Source organism: Candidatus Roizmanbacteria bacterium, from assembly GCA_016700135.1.
Taxonomy (GTDB): Bacteria; Patescibacteriota; Microgenomatia; order UBA1406; family GWC2-37-13; genus UBA1450.
Window position 1 is genome coordinate 548987 of record CP065004.1, and the last position, 19670, is coordinate 568656.

Annotated in this window: 25 protein-coding genes and 2 tRNA genes; 11 read left to right on the forward strand and 16 right to left on the reverse strand. The window is 40.8% G+C overall.

The window, feature by feature from the left end; all coding sequences use genetic code 11:
* Positions 1 to 5: 5 nt before the first annotated feature.
* Positions 6 to 371, reverse strand: a complete 366-nt coding sequence (locus IPM65_03060; GenBank protein ID QQS44554.1) for a response regulator — start codon at positions 369 to 371, stop codon at positions 6 to 8.
* A gap of 63 nt (positions 372 to 434) precedes the next feature.
* On the opposite strand from IPM65_03060, the gene IPM65_03065 reads away from it, so the two are divergent.
* Positions 435 to 1109: an IS1595 family transposase gene (locus IPM65_03065; protein ID QQS44555.1), complete on the forward strand. Its 675-nt coding sequence runs from the start codon at positions 435 to 437 to the stop codon at positions 1107 to 1109.
* Between the two features lie 11 nt (positions 1110 to 1120).
* On the opposite strand, the gene IPM65_03070 is transcribed toward IPM65_03065, so the two are convergent.
* Positions 1121 to 1513 carry an Hpt domain-containing protein gene (locus IPM65_03070; protein QQS44556.1) on the reverse strand — a complete coding sequence of 131 codons (393 nt, stop codon included), beginning with the start codon at positions 1511 to 1513 and terminating at the stop codon, positions 1121 to 1123.
* A 62-nt stretch (positions 1514 to 1575) separates the two neighbouring features.
* On the opposite strand from IPM65_03070, the gene IPM65_03075 reads away from it, so the two are divergent.
* Positions 1576 to 2043: a hypothetical protein gene (locus IPM65_03075; GenBank protein ID QQS44557.1), complete on the forward strand. Its 468-nt coding sequence runs from the start codon at positions 1576 to 1578 to the stop codon at positions 2041 to 2043.
* 478 nt (positions 2044 to 2521) lie between these two features.
* Here IPM65_03075 and IPM65_03080 read toward each other — a convergent pair whose 3' ends face one another.
* From IPM65_03080 to IPM65_03095, 4 genes are all read right to left on the reverse strand, one after another.
* Positions 2522 to 3226, reverse strand: coding sequence for a hypothetical protein (locus IPM65_03080; protein ID QQS44558.1), 705 nt, complete (start codon positions 3224 to 3226; stop codon positions 2522 to 2524).
* 47 nt (positions 3227 to 3273) lie between these two features.
* A tRNA-Ala gene (locus IPM65_03085) sits at positions 3274 to 3347 on the reverse strand.
* A 35-nt stretch (positions 3348 to 3382) separates the two neighbouring features.
* Positions 3383 to 4312, reverse strand: a complete 930-nt coding sequence (locus IPM65_03090; protein ID QQS44559.1) for a hypothetical protein — start codon at positions 4310 to 4312, stop codon at positions 3383 to 3385.
* Between the two features lie 255 nt (positions 4313 to 4567).
* Entirely contained in the window at positions 4568 to 5230 is a 663-nt protein-coding gene (locus IPM65_03095; GenBank protein ID QQS44560.1) for a PIG-L family deacetylase, read from the reverse strand.
* A gap of 92 nt (positions 5231 to 5322) precedes the next feature.
* Here IPM65_03095 and IPM65_03100 point away from each other — a divergent pair, with 92 nt between their 5' ends.
* Positions 5323 to 5565, forward strand: coding sequence for a hypothetical protein (locus IPM65_03100; GenBank protein ID QQS44561.1), 243 nt, complete (start codon positions 5323 to 5325; stop codon positions 5563 to 5565).
* A gap of 4 nt (positions 5566 to 5569) precedes the next feature.
* Positions 5570 to 5643: transfer RNA gene (locus IPM65_03105), tRNA-Pro, on the forward strand.
* Here IPM65_03105 and IPM65_03110 read toward each other — a convergent pair.
* Positions 5625 to 6002, reverse strand: coding sequence for a hypothetical protein (locus IPM65_03110; protein ID QQS44562.1), 378 nt, complete (start codon positions 6000 to 6002; stop codon positions 5625 to 5627). The two genes, IPM65_03105 and IPM65_03110, sit on opposite strands and share 19 nt — an antisense overlap.
* Before the next feature lie 78 nt (positions 6003 to 6080).
* Between IPM65_03110 and IPM65_03115 the strand changes: the two genes are divergently transcribed.
* Positions 6081 to 6755, forward strand: a complete 675-nt coding sequence (locus IPM65_03115) for an IS1595 family transposase (GenBank protein ID QQS44563.1) — start codon at positions 6081 to 6083, stop codon at positions 6753 to 6755.
* Between the two features lie 27 nt (positions 6756 to 6782).
* Here the strand turns inward: IPM65_03115 and IPM65_03120 are convergent, their stop codons facing one another.
* The 3 genes from IPM65_03120 to IPM65_03130 form a co-directional block, all read right to left on the reverse strand.
* The gene (locus IPM65_03120) at positions 6783 to 8024 is read right to left on the reverse strand and encodes a recombinase family protein (GenBank protein QQS44564.1); all 1242 of its coding nucleotides are present in this window, start codon (positions 8022 to 8024) and stop codon (positions 6783 to 6785) included.
* A gap of 95 nt (positions 8025 to 8119) precedes the next feature.
* A complete protein-coding gene (locus IPM65_03125) occupies positions 8120 to 8689 on the reverse strand; it encodes a hypothetical protein (GenBank protein ID QQS44565.1) in 570 nt (189 codons plus the stop codon).
* 102 nt (positions 8690 to 8791) lie between these two features.
* Entirely contained in the window at positions 8792 to 9349 is a 558-nt protein-coding gene (locus IPM65_03130) for a DUF4352 domain-containing protein (GenBank protein ID QQS44566.1), read from the reverse strand.
* Between the two features lie 124 nt (positions 9350 to 9473).
* Between IPM65_03130 and IPM65_03135 the strand changes: the two genes are divergently transcribed.
* Positions 9474 to 9764, forward strand: coding sequence for a helix-turn-helix transcriptional regulator (locus IPM65_03135; protein QQS44567.1), 291 nt, complete (start codon positions 9474 to 9476; stop codon positions 9762 to 9764).
* Here the strand turns inward: IPM65_03135 and IPM65_03140 are convergent.
* Both IPM65_03140 and IPM65_03145 read right to left on the reverse strand, forming a co-directional pair.
* Positions 9724 to 10122, reverse strand: coding sequence for a hypothetical protein (locus tag IPM65_03140; GenBank protein ID QQS44568.1), 399 nt, complete (start codon positions 10120 to 10122; stop codon positions 9724 to 9726). The genes IPM65_03135 and IPM65_03140 overlap by 41 nt on opposite strands.
* A 94-nt stretch (positions 10123 to 10216) precedes the next feature.
* The gene (locus tag IPM65_03145) at positions 10217 to 10462 is read right to left on the reverse strand and encodes a hypothetical protein (protein QQS44569.1); all 246 of its coding nucleotides are present in this window, start codon (positions 10460 to 10462) and stop codon (positions 10217 to 10219) included.
* A gap of 195 nt (positions 10463 to 10657) precedes the next feature.
* Here IPM65_03145 and IPM65_03150 point away from each other — a divergent pair, with 195 nt between their 5' ends.
* On the forward strand, positions 10658 to 11272 hold the full coding sequence (locus tag IPM65_03150) for a hypothetical protein (protein QQS44570.1): 615 nt from the start codon (positions 10658 to 10660) through the stop codon (positions 11270 to 11272).
* Between the two features lie 19 nt (positions 11273 to 11291).
* On the opposite strand, the gene IPM65_03155 is transcribed toward IPM65_03150, so the two are convergent.
* Genes IPM65_03155 through IPM65_03165 form a run of 3 tightly spaced genes read right to left on the reverse strand, consistent with a single transcriptional unit; the run spans position 11292 to position 14399 of the window.
* Positions 11292 to 12803, reverse strand: a complete 1512-nt coding sequence (locus IPM65_03155; GenBank protein QQS44571.1) for a DUF4173 domain-containing protein — start codon at positions 12801 to 12803, stop codon at positions 11292 to 11294.
* Positions 12804 to 12824: 21 nt separating this feature from the next.
* Positions 12825 to 13916, reverse strand: a complete 1092-nt coding sequence (locus tag IPM65_03160; protein QQS44572.1) for a HAMP domain-containing histidine kinase — start codon at positions 13914 to 13916, stop codon at positions 12825 to 12827.
* A gap of 6 nt (positions 13917 to 13922) precedes the next feature.
* The gene (locus IPM65_03165) at positions 13923 to 14399 is read right to left on the reverse strand and encodes a GNAT family N-acetyltransferase (GenBank protein ID QQS44573.1); all 477 of its coding nucleotides are present in this window, start codon (positions 14397 to 14399) and stop codon (positions 13923 to 13925) included.
* Between the two features lie 66 nt (positions 14400 to 14465).
* Between IPM65_03165 and IPM65_03170 the strand changes: the two genes are divergently transcribed.
* The 3 genes from IPM65_03170 to IPM65_03180 all read left to right on the forward strand — a co-directional run bounded on the left by IPM65_03170 (position 14466) and on the right by IPM65_03180 (position 16688).
* Positions 14466 to 15305 (forward strand): hypothetical protein, encoded by an 840-nt coding sequence (locus tag IPM65_03170; protein ID QQS44574.1) that lies wholly within the window; start codon positions 14466 to 14468, stop codon positions 15303 to 15305.
* A gap of 163 nt (positions 15306 to 15468) precedes the next feature.
* Positions 15469 to 15975 (forward strand): DUF1269 domain-containing protein, encoded by a 507-nt coding sequence (locus IPM65_03175; GenBank protein ID QQS44575.1) that lies wholly within the window; start codon positions 15469 to 15471, stop codon positions 15973 to 15975.
* Positions 15976 to 16046: 71 nt separating this feature from the next.
* The gene (locus IPM65_03180; GenBank protein QQS44576.1) at positions 16047 to 16688 is read left to right on the forward strand and encodes a thiamine diphosphokinase; all 642 of its coding nucleotides are present in this window, start codon (positions 16047 to 16049) and stop codon (positions 16686 to 16688) included.
* Here the strand turns inward: IPM65_03180 and IPM65_03185 are convergent.
* Positions 16682 to 17881, reverse strand: a complete 1200-nt coding sequence (locus tag IPM65_03185) for a pyridoxal phosphate-dependent aminotransferase (GenBank protein ID QQS44577.1) — start codon at positions 17879 to 17881, stop codon at positions 16682 to 16684. The genes IPM65_03180 and IPM65_03185 overlap by 7 nt on opposite strands.
* Positions 17882 to 17981: 100 nt before the next feature.
* On the opposite strand from IPM65_03185, the gene ppcA reads away from it, so the two are divergent.
* Positions 17982 to 19502: a phosphoenolpyruvate carboxylase gene (ppcA, locus tag IPM65_03190; protein ID QQS44578.1), complete on the forward strand. Its 1521-nt coding sequence runs from the start codon at positions 17982 to 17984 to the stop codon at positions 19500 to 19502.
* Positions 19503 to 19670 lie beyond the last annotated feature (168 nt).

Genomic DNA, 19670 nt, shown 5'->3' on the forward strand with positions numbered 1-19670 from the left:
GGTGATTATAGCTTTGATACTTGTTCGATCTTGGCGACCAAAGCATCAAAGTCAAAAAAACTTTTATTTACATATCCTTTTGCACCGAGTTCCATGGCATGTTGTACATCTTTTTCCTGTCCCAGTGTCGAGAAAATCAAAACAGGAATATTCTTCAAAGACGGTTCCTGTGACATTTCTGTCAAAACTTCAAACCCGTCTTTCTGAGGCATGATGAGATCAAGGATTAGGATATCCGGTTTTTTTTCGTGCAGCTTGGCCATCGCATCAGTTCCGTCTACCGCAACACTCACTTCATAACCTTTTGCCGTTAGCTGTGACTGATAAAATTTCTGGAAAAAAGTGTCGTCGTCTGCGAGCAGTATATACATCCGTTATTTCAAAATTAGTAATATTAAGGCTCTAGACTAGCAGAGTAGTGCTAAACTAGAGGTATGGTTTGTAACAATAGGCCGATATCAAAATACAAGAGAAAAAAGATACTATGGTGTTTTGCACACGATCTGAGTGCTACACAGACCTCTGGTATTTTGGGTCTCAACCGCAATACAGTCAACAAATATTACAATAATATTCGTCAACTCATATATCATCACCAAGTGCACCAGATGCAACGATATGTTGGTGGTGAGATAGAAATTGATGAATCATACTTTGGACCTCGAAGGATGAGAGGCAAGTCAAGTAAAAGAGGTCGTGGGACGTCATTTAAGCAGGTAGTATTTGGGATATATGAGCGTCAAGGACGTGTATTTACTCGTATCATTCCAAACTGTAAAAGAAGAACGCTACATGCTGTTATGAAGGGAAAGATTGACTTGAACAGTACTGTATATTCAGATTCGTGGAGCGGATACAACGGACTTGTTGATGTCGGGTATGACAAACATTTGAGAATCAATCACAAGAAAAATGAGTTCTCAAATACAAAAGGGGTCCATATCAATGGCATAGAGTCATTCTGGTCCTTTTGTAAAAGACGTCTCGTTAAGTTCAATGGTGTAAAGAAAAACTTTCCATTACACTTGAAAGAGTGTGAATGGAGATGGAGCAAATCCCCATCGATCCTTTACAATGAACTATTACAAATTGTTAATGTGCTAGTCTAGAGCCATATTAATTAGTGCACTGTAATTCCGGCCTGATTTTCAATTTTTGAGATGTGTGATGATAAATCCAGTTCCCCCTGACCGTTCCGCACGTTGGCAAGGGAGGTATCCATTGCTTCCAGTGTTTCATTCACTATTCCACTAAGTTCTGCGTTAGGATCAATGGAACCTTCTTTCATGCCGAGAAAAAGAGCCTCAAGAACACGCCCGCAAAGCCCTAATTGTGCATAGCCCATTACGAGACTCTGGCTTTTGAAAGAATGTGCTGCCCTGTGGACTTCCGCCAAGACATTTTTATCACCGGGATTCGTATTCATTGCTATCAGTCCGTTTTTAATAGTTGAGAGCAGTTCCTGTGAGGTTTGCAGATACAGTTTTTTATATTCATGTAAATCTATCGCCATAGTTTCAGTATAAGTCAGAAGAAGATACGTGACAAGTGAGATAAAAAGGTATAATAATCAATATGTCCGGCAAAAAAAATAAGAAAAAGCAATATTCAAATGATTCTCTGATGAGTTGGTTTACGCATATTACACTGGCTATTACCTATGGGCTTCTATTTATGTTTCTTGTTGCAAATATACTTTACTCGCAGATTATGCCCGACGAGTATTTTCAACTGCTTCAAGGCAAAGACGATGCATTTGTGTCGATTATAAAGCGGGGCAAAGAAACCTCTTTTTTTGAGTCACTTCTTCCTGAAAACAAGAATACAATAGCCGCGAAAGAAGCTGATATTTTTGCCGATACTCACTTGAGAAAAGCGCAAATAGAACTTCTCAAGGAAACGCTCGCACGAAATCCGGAATCACGGGATGTCTTGTATGCGTTGCATCTTTTGTATAAAAGTGAAGGGCAAATGAATGAAGCCTCACATTATCTGGAACTAGCCCGTCAGATAGATCCCTCCGTCGGTCAGGAAACTCCGTAATTATGTTCCTTTAATTTTTCTTCTGTCTTTCCGTACTTTTGCCGGATATGAAACGAATACAGAACGACGCCAATTACAGAAAAGACTAAGCTCACCCAAAGCAGTATATCCGGATAAAACATACGATGTTATCCTGCAAGTACATTCACTGTACTTGCCAGGTAATTAAAAATGAGAAATAATCCGAGCGAACCGAACAGCAATAGCTGTTTTTGTTCTACAGTAAGTGACATATCGTTACTATACGTTTCTTACGGCAATACGCGGTAAATAATATGTAAATTAGCTGTAAAAGCTGTTTGTTCCATAGACCCCGGCTCCCTCGCATATAGCAGGGCGAGATTACGAGACCGGAACTAGTATCGATCCCAATAATAGTTATACAATTACATATCTTTAAATTCAAGGACATTGATATGTTGGTAAAATCTGAGGCTTCGAAAAGCCTTAATAATAGAGAAGGGAGGAGAGAGGAGGATTAATAACCGCTTATTACGCAAGTGCCGTTCTCAAGTGCTTCAGCCAGAGGATTCTCAACTACTTTTCCATCCAGAGTATATTCTGCAGTTACTTTAGTACCATCCATATGGATACTTGTCTCTGACAGTTCAGCAGCAGCTTCGTCAAGATGAAACTGTGCAACAGCACGCCGTTCGTATTCCGTGTAGCGGCATTCCATCTTTCCGCCGTTTGGCATCTGTTCCACATAAAGGCATTTATCGTCCGTTTCACCGACAATTTCCCGTTCCATTGCCTCTCCCGTCAACGGATGTTCGAACGTATCTTTATATTGAGAACAGGTGCTTAGGTGCTCTTCAAAAGTGGCTCCGGTGGATGCTGAAGACGGTTGATCCGAGGGCGAACTAGCACTTGAAGGTGTTGATGACTCTGTTTGAGTCTCGTTTACAGTCTCTGGTATTTGGTCCTGAACAGAAGCGTTTTGCCGTAACAGATAGAAAGTACTTCCCGCGATAATCACGAGGACAAGAACGGCAGGAAGAATAAATTTTGCGTATTTCTGTAAAGAAAAAGCAGGAGACGGTGAAACGGTAGGGATCGTAAGAAAATAATTGTCAATTTCCTGTGCAGGCCATCCGCTTGCTAAAAGTGCCTGTTTAATCTGTTCCCGACTGAAACCTTTCCGGAGTTGGGACGTGACATAATCATGCAGTTGTTGTGACATGATTTCATTATAGTAAGAGAGAATGTGGAAAGTAAAGGAGTGCTTTGTGGACTCGAGGGGACTTGAACCCCTGACCTTCGCGCTGCCAGCGCGACGTTCTAGCCAACTGAACTACGAGCCCGTGAGTGAAGATATTGTAACACAAAAGCCTCCGCACTAACTCACAAAATATCCCTGAATAAAATAAGTGAAAAGTATTATATGGAGTACTATAAAGAGAATAAATAAAATGATTTGTATCTGTTTATGCTTTATCTCACCTAGCACGATAAAAAAGGAAAGGGAAGTGAGAACATAGCGCGGAAGTGAGGTAAATGTTCCGGTAAACGTTGGAAGAAGAAGATTTACAAACGAAAATAAATTCAGTCCAAGCCGGACCAGGAGATGCTTATATTCTTTCCGATAAATTTTCAAAAGATCATAGCTTAAAACGATAAAAACGAGCAAAAACACTGCAAATTCAACCGCTGCAATAAAATACTGGAAATTCATCTGGGCCGTCAAAAAGATTTTGATATATCGAAACATGACTTGAGGGAACAGTATCAGATCCGTCTGCCGCCCGGTTTGGAAATCAGGCAAGTTATTAAAGAATCGTATCGGATCACCGGTTGTTTTCCAAAGAAATATGCTGTAGATAATAAATCCTATTGGGGCACCCAAAAGCGTAAGTGCCGGTTTCATGTTTTTTATTATTTTTTGAATGATGAATTTCGGAGATTGACCTGATAATCCGTAAACGGTAAATGCCTCAAAAAACAGAGGGATTACCAGAAATATTCCTACAAAACGGGTAAGTGCGGCAAGCACGGACAAGATAAAAGTCAGAAAGTACTTTTTTTTGTGCATCGTGTAGAGGGAACTAACAAGAAGCAGCAGAAAAAGACTTTCGGTATAGACGCCGAGCAGGTAAAAAGAAGTAGGGAACAATAAAAATGCAGCATAAATTTTATACCAATTGTTGTTTTTGACATCCAAAGCAGCCAGGTATTTATTTAGAATAATTAGTATCCCTACGAATGAGCAAAGAGATATCAGTATGCCGGCAAGAACTGGCTGAAAGGCAATACTTCCGACAGCTATCATAATCGGGTACAAAGGGAAAAAAGCATGTGTCAGCGGCAGATACCCGGACTTTGCAATTTTGAGATAAATTGTCCCGTCAAAGTTGGCAAATGAAAAAAGAAAATGAGGCAGGCCGGATTTTTGCAGGTCATCAAGATAGGGAAATGATGATTGCGGAAGAAAACGAGGTGCAAGAAAACTGATAAAAAGATGGCTGATGACGAATACGAAAGCGATAAAAAAAGGTGTGTTCGTTTCATAACGGCAGAACGTTTATTATTTTTCCTCTACCAGAAAGTATTCTTCCTTCGGTCCTTCTTCCATTGTACCAATCATACGGCTTATATCTTTCATCTGTGACTTGTGTTCATACAATGCCTTCCGTTTCAGTTCCCAGACGGGTGAGATATCAACAATCAGGTCAATGTCATCACGGTTGTATCCGTGCGGGACATAGATAAAGTAATCCCGCAGCTGATCAGTTTGATCTTTCAGTATTGTGTAGGAGAGGAGTTTCTTTGTGTAATCGACTTTATGAAAAACATAGTGAGTGATCAGAGACATTGCGACATGATCCAGGTGCCCTGATACTCCGCGGTTTTCATAGGTGAGCAGTATCTCAGGTTTGATGGTATCAATAATATCCCGGATATCCTGTGCGATGGCATGGTATTTGTTGTTGGACAATGTGCCGTCTTTGTAATCCAGAAAGTAGACTTCCTCGACCCCAAGGGTATCTGCAGAACGCCTGAGTTCCTGCTCTCTCAAATCTCCGATATTTACATGGTCATCACCTGAGTGATTTTCGCCGGCATCACCGCGGGTCGCGCAGATGATATATACGTCATGTGTTTTGGTATATATTGCAAGCGTCCCGGCCGGACCGAATGCTTCATCGTCGGGATGAGCGAAAATTGCAACGAGCGAAGGTTTATTCATATGTGAATTATACTGCAATCATCTGAAAATATTAACGCTATGGGCTTATTACTTGATATAATAGTGTGTATTGGAAATAAATATCAATAATCATGACATCGGACGAAAAAATTATATCTATACTGTCAGAGATTCGTGATTTGCAATCACAGCAAGTGAATGCACATGCTGAGTTCCTGAAAAAGACGGAAGAAAAATATGATGCGTATTTGGGGAAATCACGGGAACAGTATTCGGGATATCTGAAAAAAGTCAGAAATCTCCTGGTAGGATTCGTCGTTGTCGTTATTTTGTTGCTTTTTATATTTCCGGTAGTATTATCTTTTATGGAGTGATCTTCGGGGTGTAGTTCAGATGGCTAGAACGTCCGGCTGGGGGCCGGGAGGTCGCAGGTTCAAGTCCTGTCACCCCGACAATCAGAGACGGAAGGTAAAATAACCAGCTTTTCAAAGTCAGGATTTAGTTGATAATTCAGTACTTTTTTGTCCTTTGCAGTGAAGTTCAAAAAGATAGTTCTGATGATATTGTCTATGAGTAGCTGGTTATCACTGTTTTTGGCGATAAGACCAATCCTTTTGAACAAGTTCAAAAAGTTTTCGTAAGACATCAATCTAGATTCGATATTATGCTCAATTTGGGTTAGTTGTCCTTGAATCTCTATAACTTTTGTATCTAATTTGGCACGTTCGTCTCTTAGCGTGTCGAGTTCTGCATTGAGTTCATCAATCGTTTTACCTTTGGCGTTACCCAGAGCAGTACGCTTGAACGCCATCAGTTGTTCATTTTCGGTTACTTGTCGCTTGGCATTAGCTAAGGCTCTAGACTAGCAGAGTAGTGCTAAACTAGAGGTATGGTTTGTAACAATAGGCCGATATCAAAATACAAGAGAAAAAAGATACTATGGTGTTTTGCACACGATCTGAGTGCTACACAGACCTCTGGTATTTTGGGTCTCAACCGCAATACAGTCAACAAATATTACAATAATATTCGTCAACTCATATATCATCACCAAGTGCACCAGATGCAACGATATGTTGGTGGTGAGATAGAAATTGATGAATCATACTTTGGACCTCGAAGGATGAGAGGCAAGTCAAGTAAAAGAGGTCGTGGGACGTCATTTAAGCAGGTAGTATTTGGGATATATGAGCGTCAAGGACGTGTATTTACTCGTATCATTCCAAACTGTAAAAGAAGAACGCTACATGCTGTTATGAAGGGAAAGATTGACTTGAACAGTACTGTATATTCAGATTCGTGGAGCGGATACAACGGACTTGTTGATGTCGGGTATGACAAACATTTGAGAATCAATCACAAGAAAAATGAGTTCTCAAATACAAAAGGGGTCCATATCAATGGCATAGAGTCATTCTGGTCCTTTTGTAAAAGACGTCTCGTTAAGTTCAATGGTGTAAAGAAAAACTTTCCATTACACTTGAAAGAGTGTGAATGGAGATGGAGCAAATCCCCATCGATCCTTTACAATGAACTATTACAAATTGTTAATGTGCTAGTCTAGAGCCTTACAAATTGTTAATGTGCTAGTCTAGAGCCTAGCTAATTGTTGTTTTATGTCTTTACGGATAATTTCCAGAGCTGGTTTAGCAGACTTGACATATTCTTCATAGGCCTCTGGCTTGACCTCTAAACCATCGCCAAGCAACTCATAAACAAACTGATGCAGGGTTCTACCCTTGATAACTCTGGGGAAGTCGTTTCCTTTGTTTGCAGTGGGACAGTCAACACTGGTACATCGTAGTTCATAGTAGCGATAGCCACTCTTTCCACCGCTTTTAGGCTTTCCAGGGGACATAAAGTTGCCACAGTGATAACACTTGACCATTTTACGGAATAAAACAGTTTTGGCTTGTGGGTTTTTGAATCCCACACCCTTACCAAGTGCCAATTGAATAGTGTTGTATTCAAGAGGTGTTAGCATTGGAGTAAACAAGTGGTCTGTTTCTCCCATTTTTATTATCTGTTCACCAAAAACATAGACCCCAGCATAAAAGGTATCATTACAGATACGTGACAGCTTTTGTTTAGTCATTTTGCAAGGTTTTCCTTGATACTGAAAGCCTTTTTCATTGATATGCTTGCTGGCTTTTATCAGTGAAATGCCATCAGCAACCAGTTGTAACCCTTCCTTGAGAATCGCAAAATTGTTACCATCTGGACGGTAGTACCTACCTTCTAATTTGTAGCCATACTTGGCTTTATTGGTTGGCGATTTACCCTCTTTCGCAATCTTGTTTGTGCCTCTAGTTGATGCCTCAGATAAGTTATCACTGTACTGCTTTGCCATTATGAAGTGAAAACCTAGCGTCATTTTGCCACTAGAATCTGGAATAAAGCGGTATTCGTGAAACTTGAGTTCACGAAGTAAACCTTTATCAATTAGGTCAATAATCATCCCACCCTCAAGCATATTCCTCGCAAGGCGATTTGGATGCCAAGATACAATCGAGTTCCATTTACCTTCCTTGATACCTTGAATCATTTCATCAAACTTGGGTCGTTTACCAGATATTTTTGCACTCTCTTTTTCCTTGAAAATCTTGACTGGCTTTGGTCTGCCCTCTAGGTCTTCCAAAATGGCTTGACAATCCTCGATTTGGTCTGGAATTGAGCGTTCTTGGCGTTCGTTATCCTTAGTGCTTCTTCTGGCGTAAATAACGTAGACTGCCTCTTTTTCATCCACATACTTACCGTGTGTCTTTAGGTAGCTATTGACCTTATTTTGGGCGTGTTCAAGCACTAGCTTGAGATGTTTATCTTCTTCTGGCATTGGCTTTATCTCTCGATTTATCTACCAGTATTATAGCTTTAGATACGAAAAGAGCCGAGGGTGAGTCGGCTCTTAGCTCGATACAATAATTAGGTTTAGATACTTCTCCAAACAAAATATGTTGTTTTATCGGGCTGAACTTCTACATATCCATCTTCACGAAAATCTGCCTCTGAAATCGTTGTTGCCATCTCGTGTCGTAGGTATTCTGTACTTAGTCCTGGATAACTTGGAGAAGTCCTTGTTTCTTCTTCTGTTCCAATACTTTGAACATCAGTCATTACAACAACTCCAATTTCCTCTGCTAATGCTCGTTTAGCAGATAATGAAGGATTTTCACCTGGCTTCATCTTTTCGCTAATTCCAGTCAATCCTCGTCTGCGTTCACGACCATCAGTGAAAACCTGTCTGTCTTCAACTAATTGAAGCTCAACACCATCTTTTGTAAATCTGACATCAATATGAACTAATTCAACTCTACGAACAATTTTTCCATCTATATCAACTAAAACAGTTTCTCCCTCAAGAATCTCTTGTGCTAAATGTTCAAGTGTTTTAGCTTTTCCAGTTCCAAACTGTTCCACTGGAACACCATAAGCTTGAAGTAATTCTTTTACCTGTAATGTTTTAGCTTGTAAAGTATCTTGTGTGTGTTCTTTTGACATATCTCTCCATTTATTTGGTAACTACAACACATTATATCATTGCAAATAACCAAAAGAGCCGAGTGGACTAACTCAGCTCTTTGCAGGTTAGGTTAGTAAAAATTACTTGGTAGCCACTTTATATTCTTTACCATCCGCCTTGATAACAACGTACCAAGTGCCTTGTGCATAACTCTCCTTGCTTACTTCAAACACACTCGCATCTTTGACTGTAATGCCTGGATTGAGGTCGCTTAGTATCTTGCGGTCAAGTTTTATTTCAGTGGCATAACTAGCCGATTTTCCTGTATCAGAGCTGTACTCAACACCATTGCCATCAACTAACTTGATGCTGGGTTGTGAGAACGTCCCGATTGGCTCACTAGATGTATTTTTGTATTGCCAGTTCACAGCGACCAACGTGCCACCCTCTGATGGTTTTTCATTTAGATATTGACCACCAACAGATGCTTTTTCTGCTACTGAGGTAACAGTCAATTCCATATTCTTACTGGCTACTGTCTCATTGACTGCATACACCTTAGCCTGTTCAGCTTGTCTTTGTTCTTGCGTGGTCGAGCTTGAACCTGTTGATGAACTATCACCACCAGAGCCAGCTATAGCTCCGATAATGATAATAACTACAAGGGCGATACCACCCCATTTGAGAACTTTTTTCATAGACTTGTTCCTTATGTTTTTTACTAACCTAGCAGGGATTATACATAATTTCCAATGTTTACAACATATTCAATCCAATGTCTACAACGTGGTGTAAACATACGAATGGCACAAGAATAAAAACGTGTCATCACCCAAATATAAGCCATCACTATCTAAGTCAGAGCAAGATAAACTCAGGAAGCAATTCACTCGAAAACTAGCGTTACACTTGAGGAAAGTTCGAGAGGAAAAAGGATTGACTCAAGAAGATTTAGCTTTCAAAGCTGGTGTAAATACCGCTTATTACAGCCACCTTGAAAGAGGTGTGTATAGTCCCACAATGTTTGTCATTTGGAGATTAGCTCAAGCATTGGGATTAGACCTTGAAAATTTTATGACAGGTTTTGAGTCCCGAGATTCTGAGCAAGCCTAATTTTTCTTTTTCCGTATCTTCCTTGCCCAAGTAAGCCCTGACCAAGTTCAATCAATTCTAGAGCATACGCTTGTTTTTCATCCTCATTCATAGTTAGTACAGTATCTGAGCCTGTTTTGACAGGTTTGAAGCGGTCAAGTTCCTCTGAAATGAGGCTGTCTAACACGTTGCTTTGAGTAACTTCCACGCTTTTTACATCTGGTAAAGTTTTATTGAGTAATGTTTTACACGCTCCCAGAGCCACATTTTCGTTCTTACTTTTTGACAGCTCAACTAATCGCTGTATCACTTCATCAGCATAGCTACTAATTGAGCTGTATAGAGCTTGCTTGCTGGTGGGTTTGCGTTTGGTACTCATAAATTGGGAAGTGGCTTCTCCTTTTGTAAATGGGGACGTGCGTCTTTTATTCACTCCCTATTATTTACTCTGGTAAGTATACTTCTAGTTCAAATTACTTTGACCGTTGTTCAGCAATGATAACTTTACCTTTTGGCAGAGTGTTGTTTGTCTCGAAAAATACGCCTTTTGAGTCTTTGAATTGTCGCTGTCCATTTGGTGCTTGGGTTGGTTTGGTGAGTAACTGAAAATCGGGTCGTGTGCCGATTATGTTGGTTATATTCACCATTCCTTGACCAAAAGGTAAGTGGGGCGGTTGAGTAACTGGTTTTGGTGTGGTTGGTTTGCTGTCTTTTGCCATAATCAGATAACCAGATTATAGAATAAAATCCATCCGAGCTTCTACTGTATTTTTAGTCAATGTGTCGTAATCACGAAAGTCTGCTTCTAGTGTCTGTAACTTCCTGTTTTGTTTGATAAAATCTAGCATAGGTGTGATTAGTTCAAAAACTGTCACTCCGTCCCGACATTACAATATGCTTGACGATTATCAACGATGATTGAAGCACTTCATGCAATTATTCCGTTCATCAATTCGAGAGACAATGACGGTGAAGAAGGGTCAGTATTTAGCAAAGGAAGATGGGGATTTCGGTATGATCCTAAACAGAGGGAAGGATGGAGCCGTGTCGGAGATGACTATCGCCGAATGATAGAAGGCAATCAACAGAATTTTTGGAATTATCTGCAATCACAATCACCCGCTGAACAGTATGCGGTACTAGAACTCATCAGTCAGCCTGCATTCGGTAGCCAGAATAACGGAGATGTAAAACCGCAAGTTGAACCAAAACAGGTAGGATCACTGTACGCAGATTTGATCCGCTCTCATTTCCGTATTCCTTCCGGTTCTCCGGAGAAGATTCAAGAAGCAGAACAAAGAAAAACTGAATTTTTTGAAAACGCATGGCGGCTGACAATTCCCCAAACTGCATTAATGTTTACGGTGCTGAAAATTACACCCGATCTATCCGCCTCAGTATTTACTGAAGATGTAATTCCATACGTTCAAGGCATTGTTCATCAGATGGGAGAACAGGCAAAGCGAAATTTAGGAGATCAAACAATAAATCAGCTTGAACGGTTGGGAATCTTTTGCAAGCTGGAATAAAATCTCAGTACGGATCTGCTCAGCGCGGTCTTGCCGGAATAGGCTGTAATGGCAGCTGCTTCTGAAGTTCTGCCTCTATTTCGTGCGTATTAACATCTTTCACTTTCAGATACTCCTGATACTCCGACAGATTAAAGGATCGGATATCAACTCCGTTTGCATATTTATCCTGAAGCTGTCGTATCCGGTAGGTGATAAACATCATGTAATTATGTTCCTGTACATTATTTTCTTTGTAGAAATTGTCAACGAGCATCTCATATGCCTGAGCATCTGACGATGTATTATATGCGATGTATAAATAATCCGGACCGTCTCCTACATGTGCCGGCCGGACATGAGCAATAAGATAATCGAAATTAGCGACATTTATCCCGATGAGAAGAGCAGCCGTCCAGAGAATTACTCCCCGGACAAAAAGGGGGGGGTTCAGATTTTTGAGGTACACATAAGCAAAACTAATATAAACAACTGAGAGCCACAGAACCGCAGAAAAGCCGTACAGCCGTTTCTGAGTAAATCCGAACAAGCTACTGTAGTCAAATACGCTTTTGAATGCCATACCGGTGAGAAAAAGTCCCTCAGTAAGCAGGATAGAACTGAGCACCCGGTCACGTTTTTTCCCGGCTTTATCATTGTAAATCAGGAAAAATATGATGACGGATACGACAGCAAGTTGTCCGAATACCTCACGGGTTTGCTGAGAATTGGTATATCCCATTTCCTGCAGCAATTCCGCACCGGCCGTATACAGCTGGATTTGAGTTACAAAGAAAACAATAATGACAAATGCAACAGTTACTTTCGGCAAAAACAGACGGAGCTTAGTAAGGGGGAATGATAGAGACGGGATAAAGTTGCCTTCTTTTAAAAATGAATAGAGTCGAGGCAAAAGGGCAAAAAGAATGAGAAAGAATATAAATCGGGCGATGTGAAGCGGGATATTGTCACCGAACAGATACTCAAGAATATTGCCGATGCGAAGGGAGGAGATCACGTTCTGTACCAATGAGTCGAAGAACGGATTTGCTGATGCAAGAATGGGAATAATGATAAGAAGAAGGACGATTGTTATGGCAAGCGAAAGCAGGTACTCAAATGACGAAAAAAGTTTTGTAACCCCTGAACTAATCTTCTTACCTGAATACTGTTCATAATTCGGTTTTTGTTTTATGGTTTCAAGAAGAAGCCTAAGCGGGAGAAGCATACTGTTCAGGAAAGCAAAGTCTTTTGACCGGGCAGCAAGGATGCTTCCCAAAAAGAAGGACGCTACGATATTGAGAAATATCAGAAGAGGATTTGTTCTTAATACAATAAAAAGACTGAGGATTAAAAGAGAAAGGTACAATGCCGTGTCATATTTCGTTTTGTCTTTTCTGACAACATATATCATTGTTGCGAGAGTTGAGAGAGATACGGCAATTCCCAGATATGAAAAGCCGGATTTCAGAATGACAAAAACGGGAGCGAGAACGCTGATAATAAGCGGGAGAAAATATACGAGCCGTTTAAGCGAGAAACGAGTGTTCATATGTATAGTATACCATTTTCATTATTCTGACTGGGGCCCGGTCAGTTTTCCGGGAAGCGATATATTCATCACGAGTCCTTGTTGATCGGTTTCGGGATAGGGCTCGTTTTTAAGTGAAATACTCCCGTGAAAATGGTCTCTCACGATTTCATTTACAATAGCCAGTCCTGCACCAGTTCCGCCTTTTCGACGCGTTTCACCGCGCGCCAATGCTTTATGGGTATCTGACCCTTCAGGAAACTCAAGAAGATCATCGGGCATTCCGCCAATATTATCACGGATTTGGATGATGACGTGACCTTTCTTATCCGGATCAGGGAGAACTCGTATCATTGAACGGATATCTTTAAGTGCTTTTTGTTCTCCAATTTGCTTTGTATTATTGAGAGGATTGGCAAGAACTCCAAGTAAGTAATCAAAGTCACCTTCTAGCTCGAATGGTGTTTTATAATCAATATCGTAAGTATATTTTTCTCGATCAAGTACTGTCCTTGACTGGAAAACACCGGCTATGAACTGAATCGCATTCTGGCCATGTATAGGCTTTACATCAGGTGTTTTCGTAAATTGCTTGTAAATACGGTCCATAATATGAAGCGGCCATTGGACCATATAAGGATTGCCGATATATCCCACTTCTTCATACATAATGTCATCATCTGTAATACCTCCGACGAGATTGGTTATAATATCTCCCGCCAAATCATGCCGTAAGTCTGTTTGAAGTGTTGCTTCATGTTGTTCGTCTTCGGACAGTTTCGTCATATCTGCTGGTTTCTGACAATGAGTTAGAAGTCTTGGAAATGATTTAGTATTCCAAAAATTTAATCCTTTTGCTGCATTAGTTAGTTTTGAAAAATCATAAGGATAATATTGTTGATCAATGTCTGTTGGATCAAGATCATATAAGCTGTCAAGAGGGTGTCCGTCAGGATCAAGTGCAGGGGGAAGCTGGTCAATTACCATTCTGTAATAATCCTGTATAGTAGCTTGAAGTGATTCGGGGAACTCAGCTTTTCGATCCCGTTCACCGCCCGGGAAAAGCGGCTCTTCGGGGATTACCGCAGGTGATGATGATGGATATAATGATTCCTGCTGACCGTTGTCAACCATATATGATTATTCTATCTGTTTTCTGACCACAATTTCAAACTCTTTAAATCCGTTACGCAAATATCCGTTTACACTCTCATCATGACCTTTCAGGATCGGTGCATGGAGAGATGTGACCTGTTTTGACTTTGCGTACTCTTCAGTTTTTCCCAGCAGTTCTTTGATAATACCCTGATCTTTGTATTCCTGCATGACGATCAGATCGGAAATGAGTGCAAACTTCCTTGCTTTTCTGAAATGTTTTTTGTCTTCTTCGATATAAACGGAAACCATCCCAACTATATTTCCGTCAATTTCTACGACGAATATTTTTCCCCGGCCAGCTTCACAGACTTCAAGCAAGTGCTCGAGATATTCGTGGGCAATTTTTATTCCTTCCAGTCTGTGAGGGTCCATCATCCGTTCAAAATCCTGAAGCTCAATAAGACATTGCTTAATGCCGTCAACATCGTGGTTTGTGTATTCTCGTATGATATGTGCCATAAAAAAAGTATACAGGATTTGAGGCGGGAAATTGACAACAGGTCGGGGGATATATATAGTTAATGTATGTTCGGGATCAGCAATCGTCTTACTCTATCAGCCTTTATCGGTTTTGTCCTTGTGAGCGGGGTATTCATTACCTTTCAAGTTGCAAAAACGAATTCAATGTTTTGCAAATATAAAGATCCGTATATATGCGGATTTTTTTCCCATATCACTGGAGGATCTCTCAAAAAATTACAGGGAGAATACGTTGAATCGCATCAAAATATTCAGGTATATCATGCTGACTGGAAACTCTCAGGAGACGAGCAGGAAATGCTTTATAAAGATGATGTCTCAGAACAAATGCATGTGATTATGGTTGATGAAAAGGTATATTTGAAAGATTACACAGACGGCCGCTGGTGGGAACAATCCATTGAAACTCTGGAAGAGTATGAAACAAAGCTGCCGTTTGAACCTTCAGTATTTATCGGAAATCTCAAATCATATTTTGAAAACGAGGACAACAATATCTATTTTATCCAGGAGGATATATGCGGAGCAGACAGTTGCAGGAAGTATGCATTATCATTACGGGAAAACGATGTAAAAAAAGTATATTTTTATATATCAGAAAAAGACTCAACTCTGAAAAAAGTTCAGGTTCAAACCGATTCGCTTCATCAGGAACTGAGTATCCTGAATCGGGAGCCGAAGATAGAAAAACCGGAACATGATGTAAAAGTAGCAAAAGCAGGTGAAAATATTTTTGTTGAAAACTTTCTCCAGCGCACACAGCAGTCCAGAAAGACTCCTGACTACGTAAAAGAGTTCGAACAGATCCGGTTGCAGGAAGAAGATATTGATCTTTTGGGGCTCCCGGAATACGTCAACGATGAAGCAACAGATTCTGCTCGCTAATACTTACCTTCTTTTTACTCATTTTTGCCCTGCGATTCATTACCTATCACTATAGTTAAAGTACCTGAAGCTGATAGTGTCATCCGTTAAAACGGCACTGAACTATCAGCTTTCTTGTTTATACATGGATTACAAATTATGTTACAGATTGGAGGTGAAAAAAATGAAACATACCGTATTTGCATTATTTCATGACAGCAAAGCTGCAGGAGAAGCAGTAGCTGAACTGAAAAATATGGATTTTACCGAAGACATATCGCTCGTCGCTCAGCGTCCCAACGAAGACGATGCAGATACCCATCAAATCAAGCAGGATGTGACTGACGGTACAGTTGCCGGTGCCGCTGTCGGAGGCGTTACCGGTATATTAGCCGGAATTATTGCCGGGCTGACTTCCGTTGCCATTCCCGGTGCGGGTGTACTTCTCGTAGGCGGCCCTCTGCTTGCGACTTGGGGGATTACGGGAGGAGTGCTTGGGGCATTAACCGGAGGATTAGTCGGTGCACTGGTAGATTTGGGAGTTCCTGAGGAGACCGCAAAAGTGTACGAGGAACGCATCAGAGCTGGAGAAGTCTTAGTAGCAGTCCAAACAAACCACGAAGCTGAAGAAGATGTTCAGGAAACGCTTAATACACACGGAGCAACAGAAAGCTTTATCGTGCATGCCTAACTATTTCTGAATGGAGATGGCTCGAGACTGCGGGCCATCTCTTGTTCGGTTTGAGATGCTATAATTCCTTTATGAAGAATGCGATTATTTTCCTTCACGGCAATCTCTCTGACACTTCATCTATCCGCAACTTTCTATCCGAAGATTCATTAATATTATGTGCAGACGGTGGGGCTGAACATGCCCGTAAAATCGGCCTAGTTCCGGATGTAGTAATCGGTGATTTCGACTCGATTTCTCAATCAGACAGAGCCCTATTAGAAGAAAAAAAAGTGACATGTATTTCATACCCAAGGGAAAAGGATTATACCGATGCTGAACTTGCCGTCCGATATGCAGTAGATCGGGGGGCAGATGAGATTATTATTACCGGACTTTTGGGAGATAGGGTTGACCACATGACGGCAAATATGTTTTTTTTGGCTGAGTTGTCAGCAGAGAAGGATATCCGTATCATTGAAAGAGATCAGGAGATCAGATTTGTCGATAGGGTTATTGAAATAACCGGAAAAAAGGGAGATGAGATATCTCTCGTCCCGATCAAAAGTGATTGCCAGGGTATTACAACGGAAGGATTGTATTATCCTTTGTCTGATGCGGCTCTACCGTTAGGAAGTACAAGAGGGATAAGCAATGTAATGCTTTCTCACAAAGCAAAAGTCACCGTTACGCAGGGGGTATTGATGGTTGTTCATCGCAGAATGCGTTATTGACGGTTATACTCTCTCAGAGCTTTCTTCAAAAGCTCAATTGATCGTTCAAGACTGGGGATCTCAAGAACGTATGCTATTCTAACCATCTTTTTTCCGTCTTCAGGATTTTTGTAGAAACCGTATCCCGGAGCCATCATGACGGTTTCATTGTTGTCACGGAACTCTTCCAAAAGCCAGATACAAAACGCTTCAGCGTTATCAACCGGCAACTCTGCCATGATATAAAATGCCCCCTCCGGGAGTGTAACTTTGACGTCCGGAATCGCGGACAGTCCAGCATACATTGTATCCCTTCTTTTCCTGTATTCAGTCTGAATCTCCTTGATATACCCATCCGGAACTCTAGTCAGTTGAGATCCGACATACTGATCAATAAGACCTCCAGAAAGTCTGCTCATGGCAAACTTCAGCGCACCTTTTAATATTCCTTCATTCAGAGTAATGAGTGATCCCAAACGTGCTCCGCAAAGATTGTATCTTTTCGATAAGCTGTCTATTAGAATACCTTGATCAGGAATGTCCTGTATATAATCAAGAATTGATACATGAGGACGGTCAATAAAGATATACTCGCGATAGACTTCATCAGCAATCAAAAATAAGTTATGTTTCTTTATTAAATCGATCAGCAACTTAATTTCTTCTTTTTGATATACCGTACCGGTGGGATTGGAGGGTGAAGAGTATAGGATTGCCTTTGTCTTTTCCGTAATCCTTGACTCAATTTCTTCCGTGTCTGGAAGATGAAATCCTGCTTCAATTTTGGTGGGTATCGGGACGAGAGTGATTCCCCACAACTGTGCTGATGTCTGATAACTGCTGTAGTACGGTTCAAAAATCAGGATCTCATCCCCCGGATCACACACTGCAAACATAGCCATATTTATGGCTTCGGAGCCTGCTATTGTTCCGATTATATGTTCGCTTTTGATAAACGAAAAACCTAGTTGATAATAATAGTGTACGAGCGCCTGTAAGTATTCAGGGGTACCTCCGGACGGGGCGTATGCTATCGGGTTTTGATTCCAGTTCTGAAGTGCCGATATCATGACGTCAGGACTTTTAACGTCAGGCTGTCCCATATTTAAGTGATAAATCGAAACCCCTTCTTTTTTTGCCCTGTCGGCAAGCGGGATGAGTTTTCGGATAGAAGATACCGGCAGATTGTTTATGCGTTTGGAAAGAGATTTCATTTGAAATTATTGTACCATGATATCCAGAGATAAGTTCGGATTGCTTCACGCAAAAACCAATTATGCTTTACTGACATATAAGAGGTGTATAATATCCCGTATGTCTACAAAACGCAAGATTCCGGCTACCATGGTGACACAGCATCCTGATCATGCACATACTCCCTATTGGCATTATCGTCCTTTCATAAGTACACAGGAAGAGCCGTATGAACTATATCTTTCGTTTAAGGAACTTGGTGCTACTGAATACAAATGGGATTGGGAAGGGAAGCTTGTCGATGAAGCGATCGTTGAGAGGATCATGGGAGAGTATTATGACTACTTCAAAGATACCCAGATCGGGAAGGATAAGTTTATTACCTTTCGGCTTCCTAATCCAAAAGTTGAGACGGAATATCGTTTGGGAAGAGCGTTTATGGGAATCATTGCAGCATCAGGACTGGCAAATAGCATAGGGCTCTCAGGCAATCCTTTGTTTGAAGTTATTTTGCCGATGACGGAATCGGCAAAAGAAATGTATGATGTCCAGTCAGCTTTCCGTGAAATGGCAGCTATACGTCACCCGCTACTCAAAAGGAGAGATGAGGATATCGAACACATTGAACTGATCCCGTTGTTCGAGGACATTAATACTATCTCAAATTCCGACAAAATATTGGAGGAGTATATGCAAATGCACATACAGGGATTTGATTCTAAACCTGAATATCTCAGACCTTACGTTGCAAGATCTGATCCTGCTCTGAATGCGGGGATTGTCCCGACGGTCCTTGCAATAAAAATTGCTCTTTCTAAGTATGATGATTTTTCCAAAAAATATGAAATTCCGCTTTATCCAATGATCGGAGCTGCTGCTTTGCCGTTCAGGGGAGGGATATCTCCCTGGACAGTCGATGCCTTCATGAACGAGTATGCAGGTGTGAGAACAACAACTATTCAGAGTGCATTCCGGTACGACTTCCCAAAAAATGACGTGATTGAGGCTCTGCAAAAGATAGAATCAGGTTTTCCGAAAACTGAAACCAGAAAAATTTCTCGTGAAGAAGAAATAATAATCCGGGAGATTATGTCAATTTTTACTCGATACTATCAGGAGACGGTGGTAAAGATAGCGCCTCTTATCAACCAAATTTCTAAACACATTCCGAAAAGAAGAGAGCGGGTCCAGCATGTCGGACTCTTCGGATACTCACGAGGAGTGGGAGAAGTAAAACTTCCGAGAGCGATAACATTTACAGCATCACTATATTCAGTCGGCGTGCCTCCTGAACTTATAGGAACAGGTCGTGGACTAATGAACTTAAAATGTAATAAAATGCAGAAACATGAAGAAGTACTTGAAAAGCATTATCTTAATATTCGTTCAGATTTATTGAACGTGCTTGCTTATACCAATATTGACGTTATTCAGGAACTGGCAAAACAAACTATAGGATTCGATATGATCCTTGAAGATCTTCATGGCGTGCAAACATTTTTAGGTGAAGAGCCGGTACTTACGGATGAACAAATGGAACATAAAAGAATAACTTCAGAGATATTCGAACGTATAAACCGGGGGAAGGACGTGGAAAAGCTTATTGAAAAGGCAGCTTTGTTAAGAAGAAGTCTAGGCTAATTTATCTTACTTACTTTTAATCGTGTTCTTATATGATTTTGTCTTCCGGGGCATATCATAGCCTTATGACGAAAATGCAATCCTTGCTTACTAACCCTTTCGTACTTACTTTTTTTATGATTATGGCAATGTATTTGGCGATACGACCTGCTTCTGCATAATCAATAT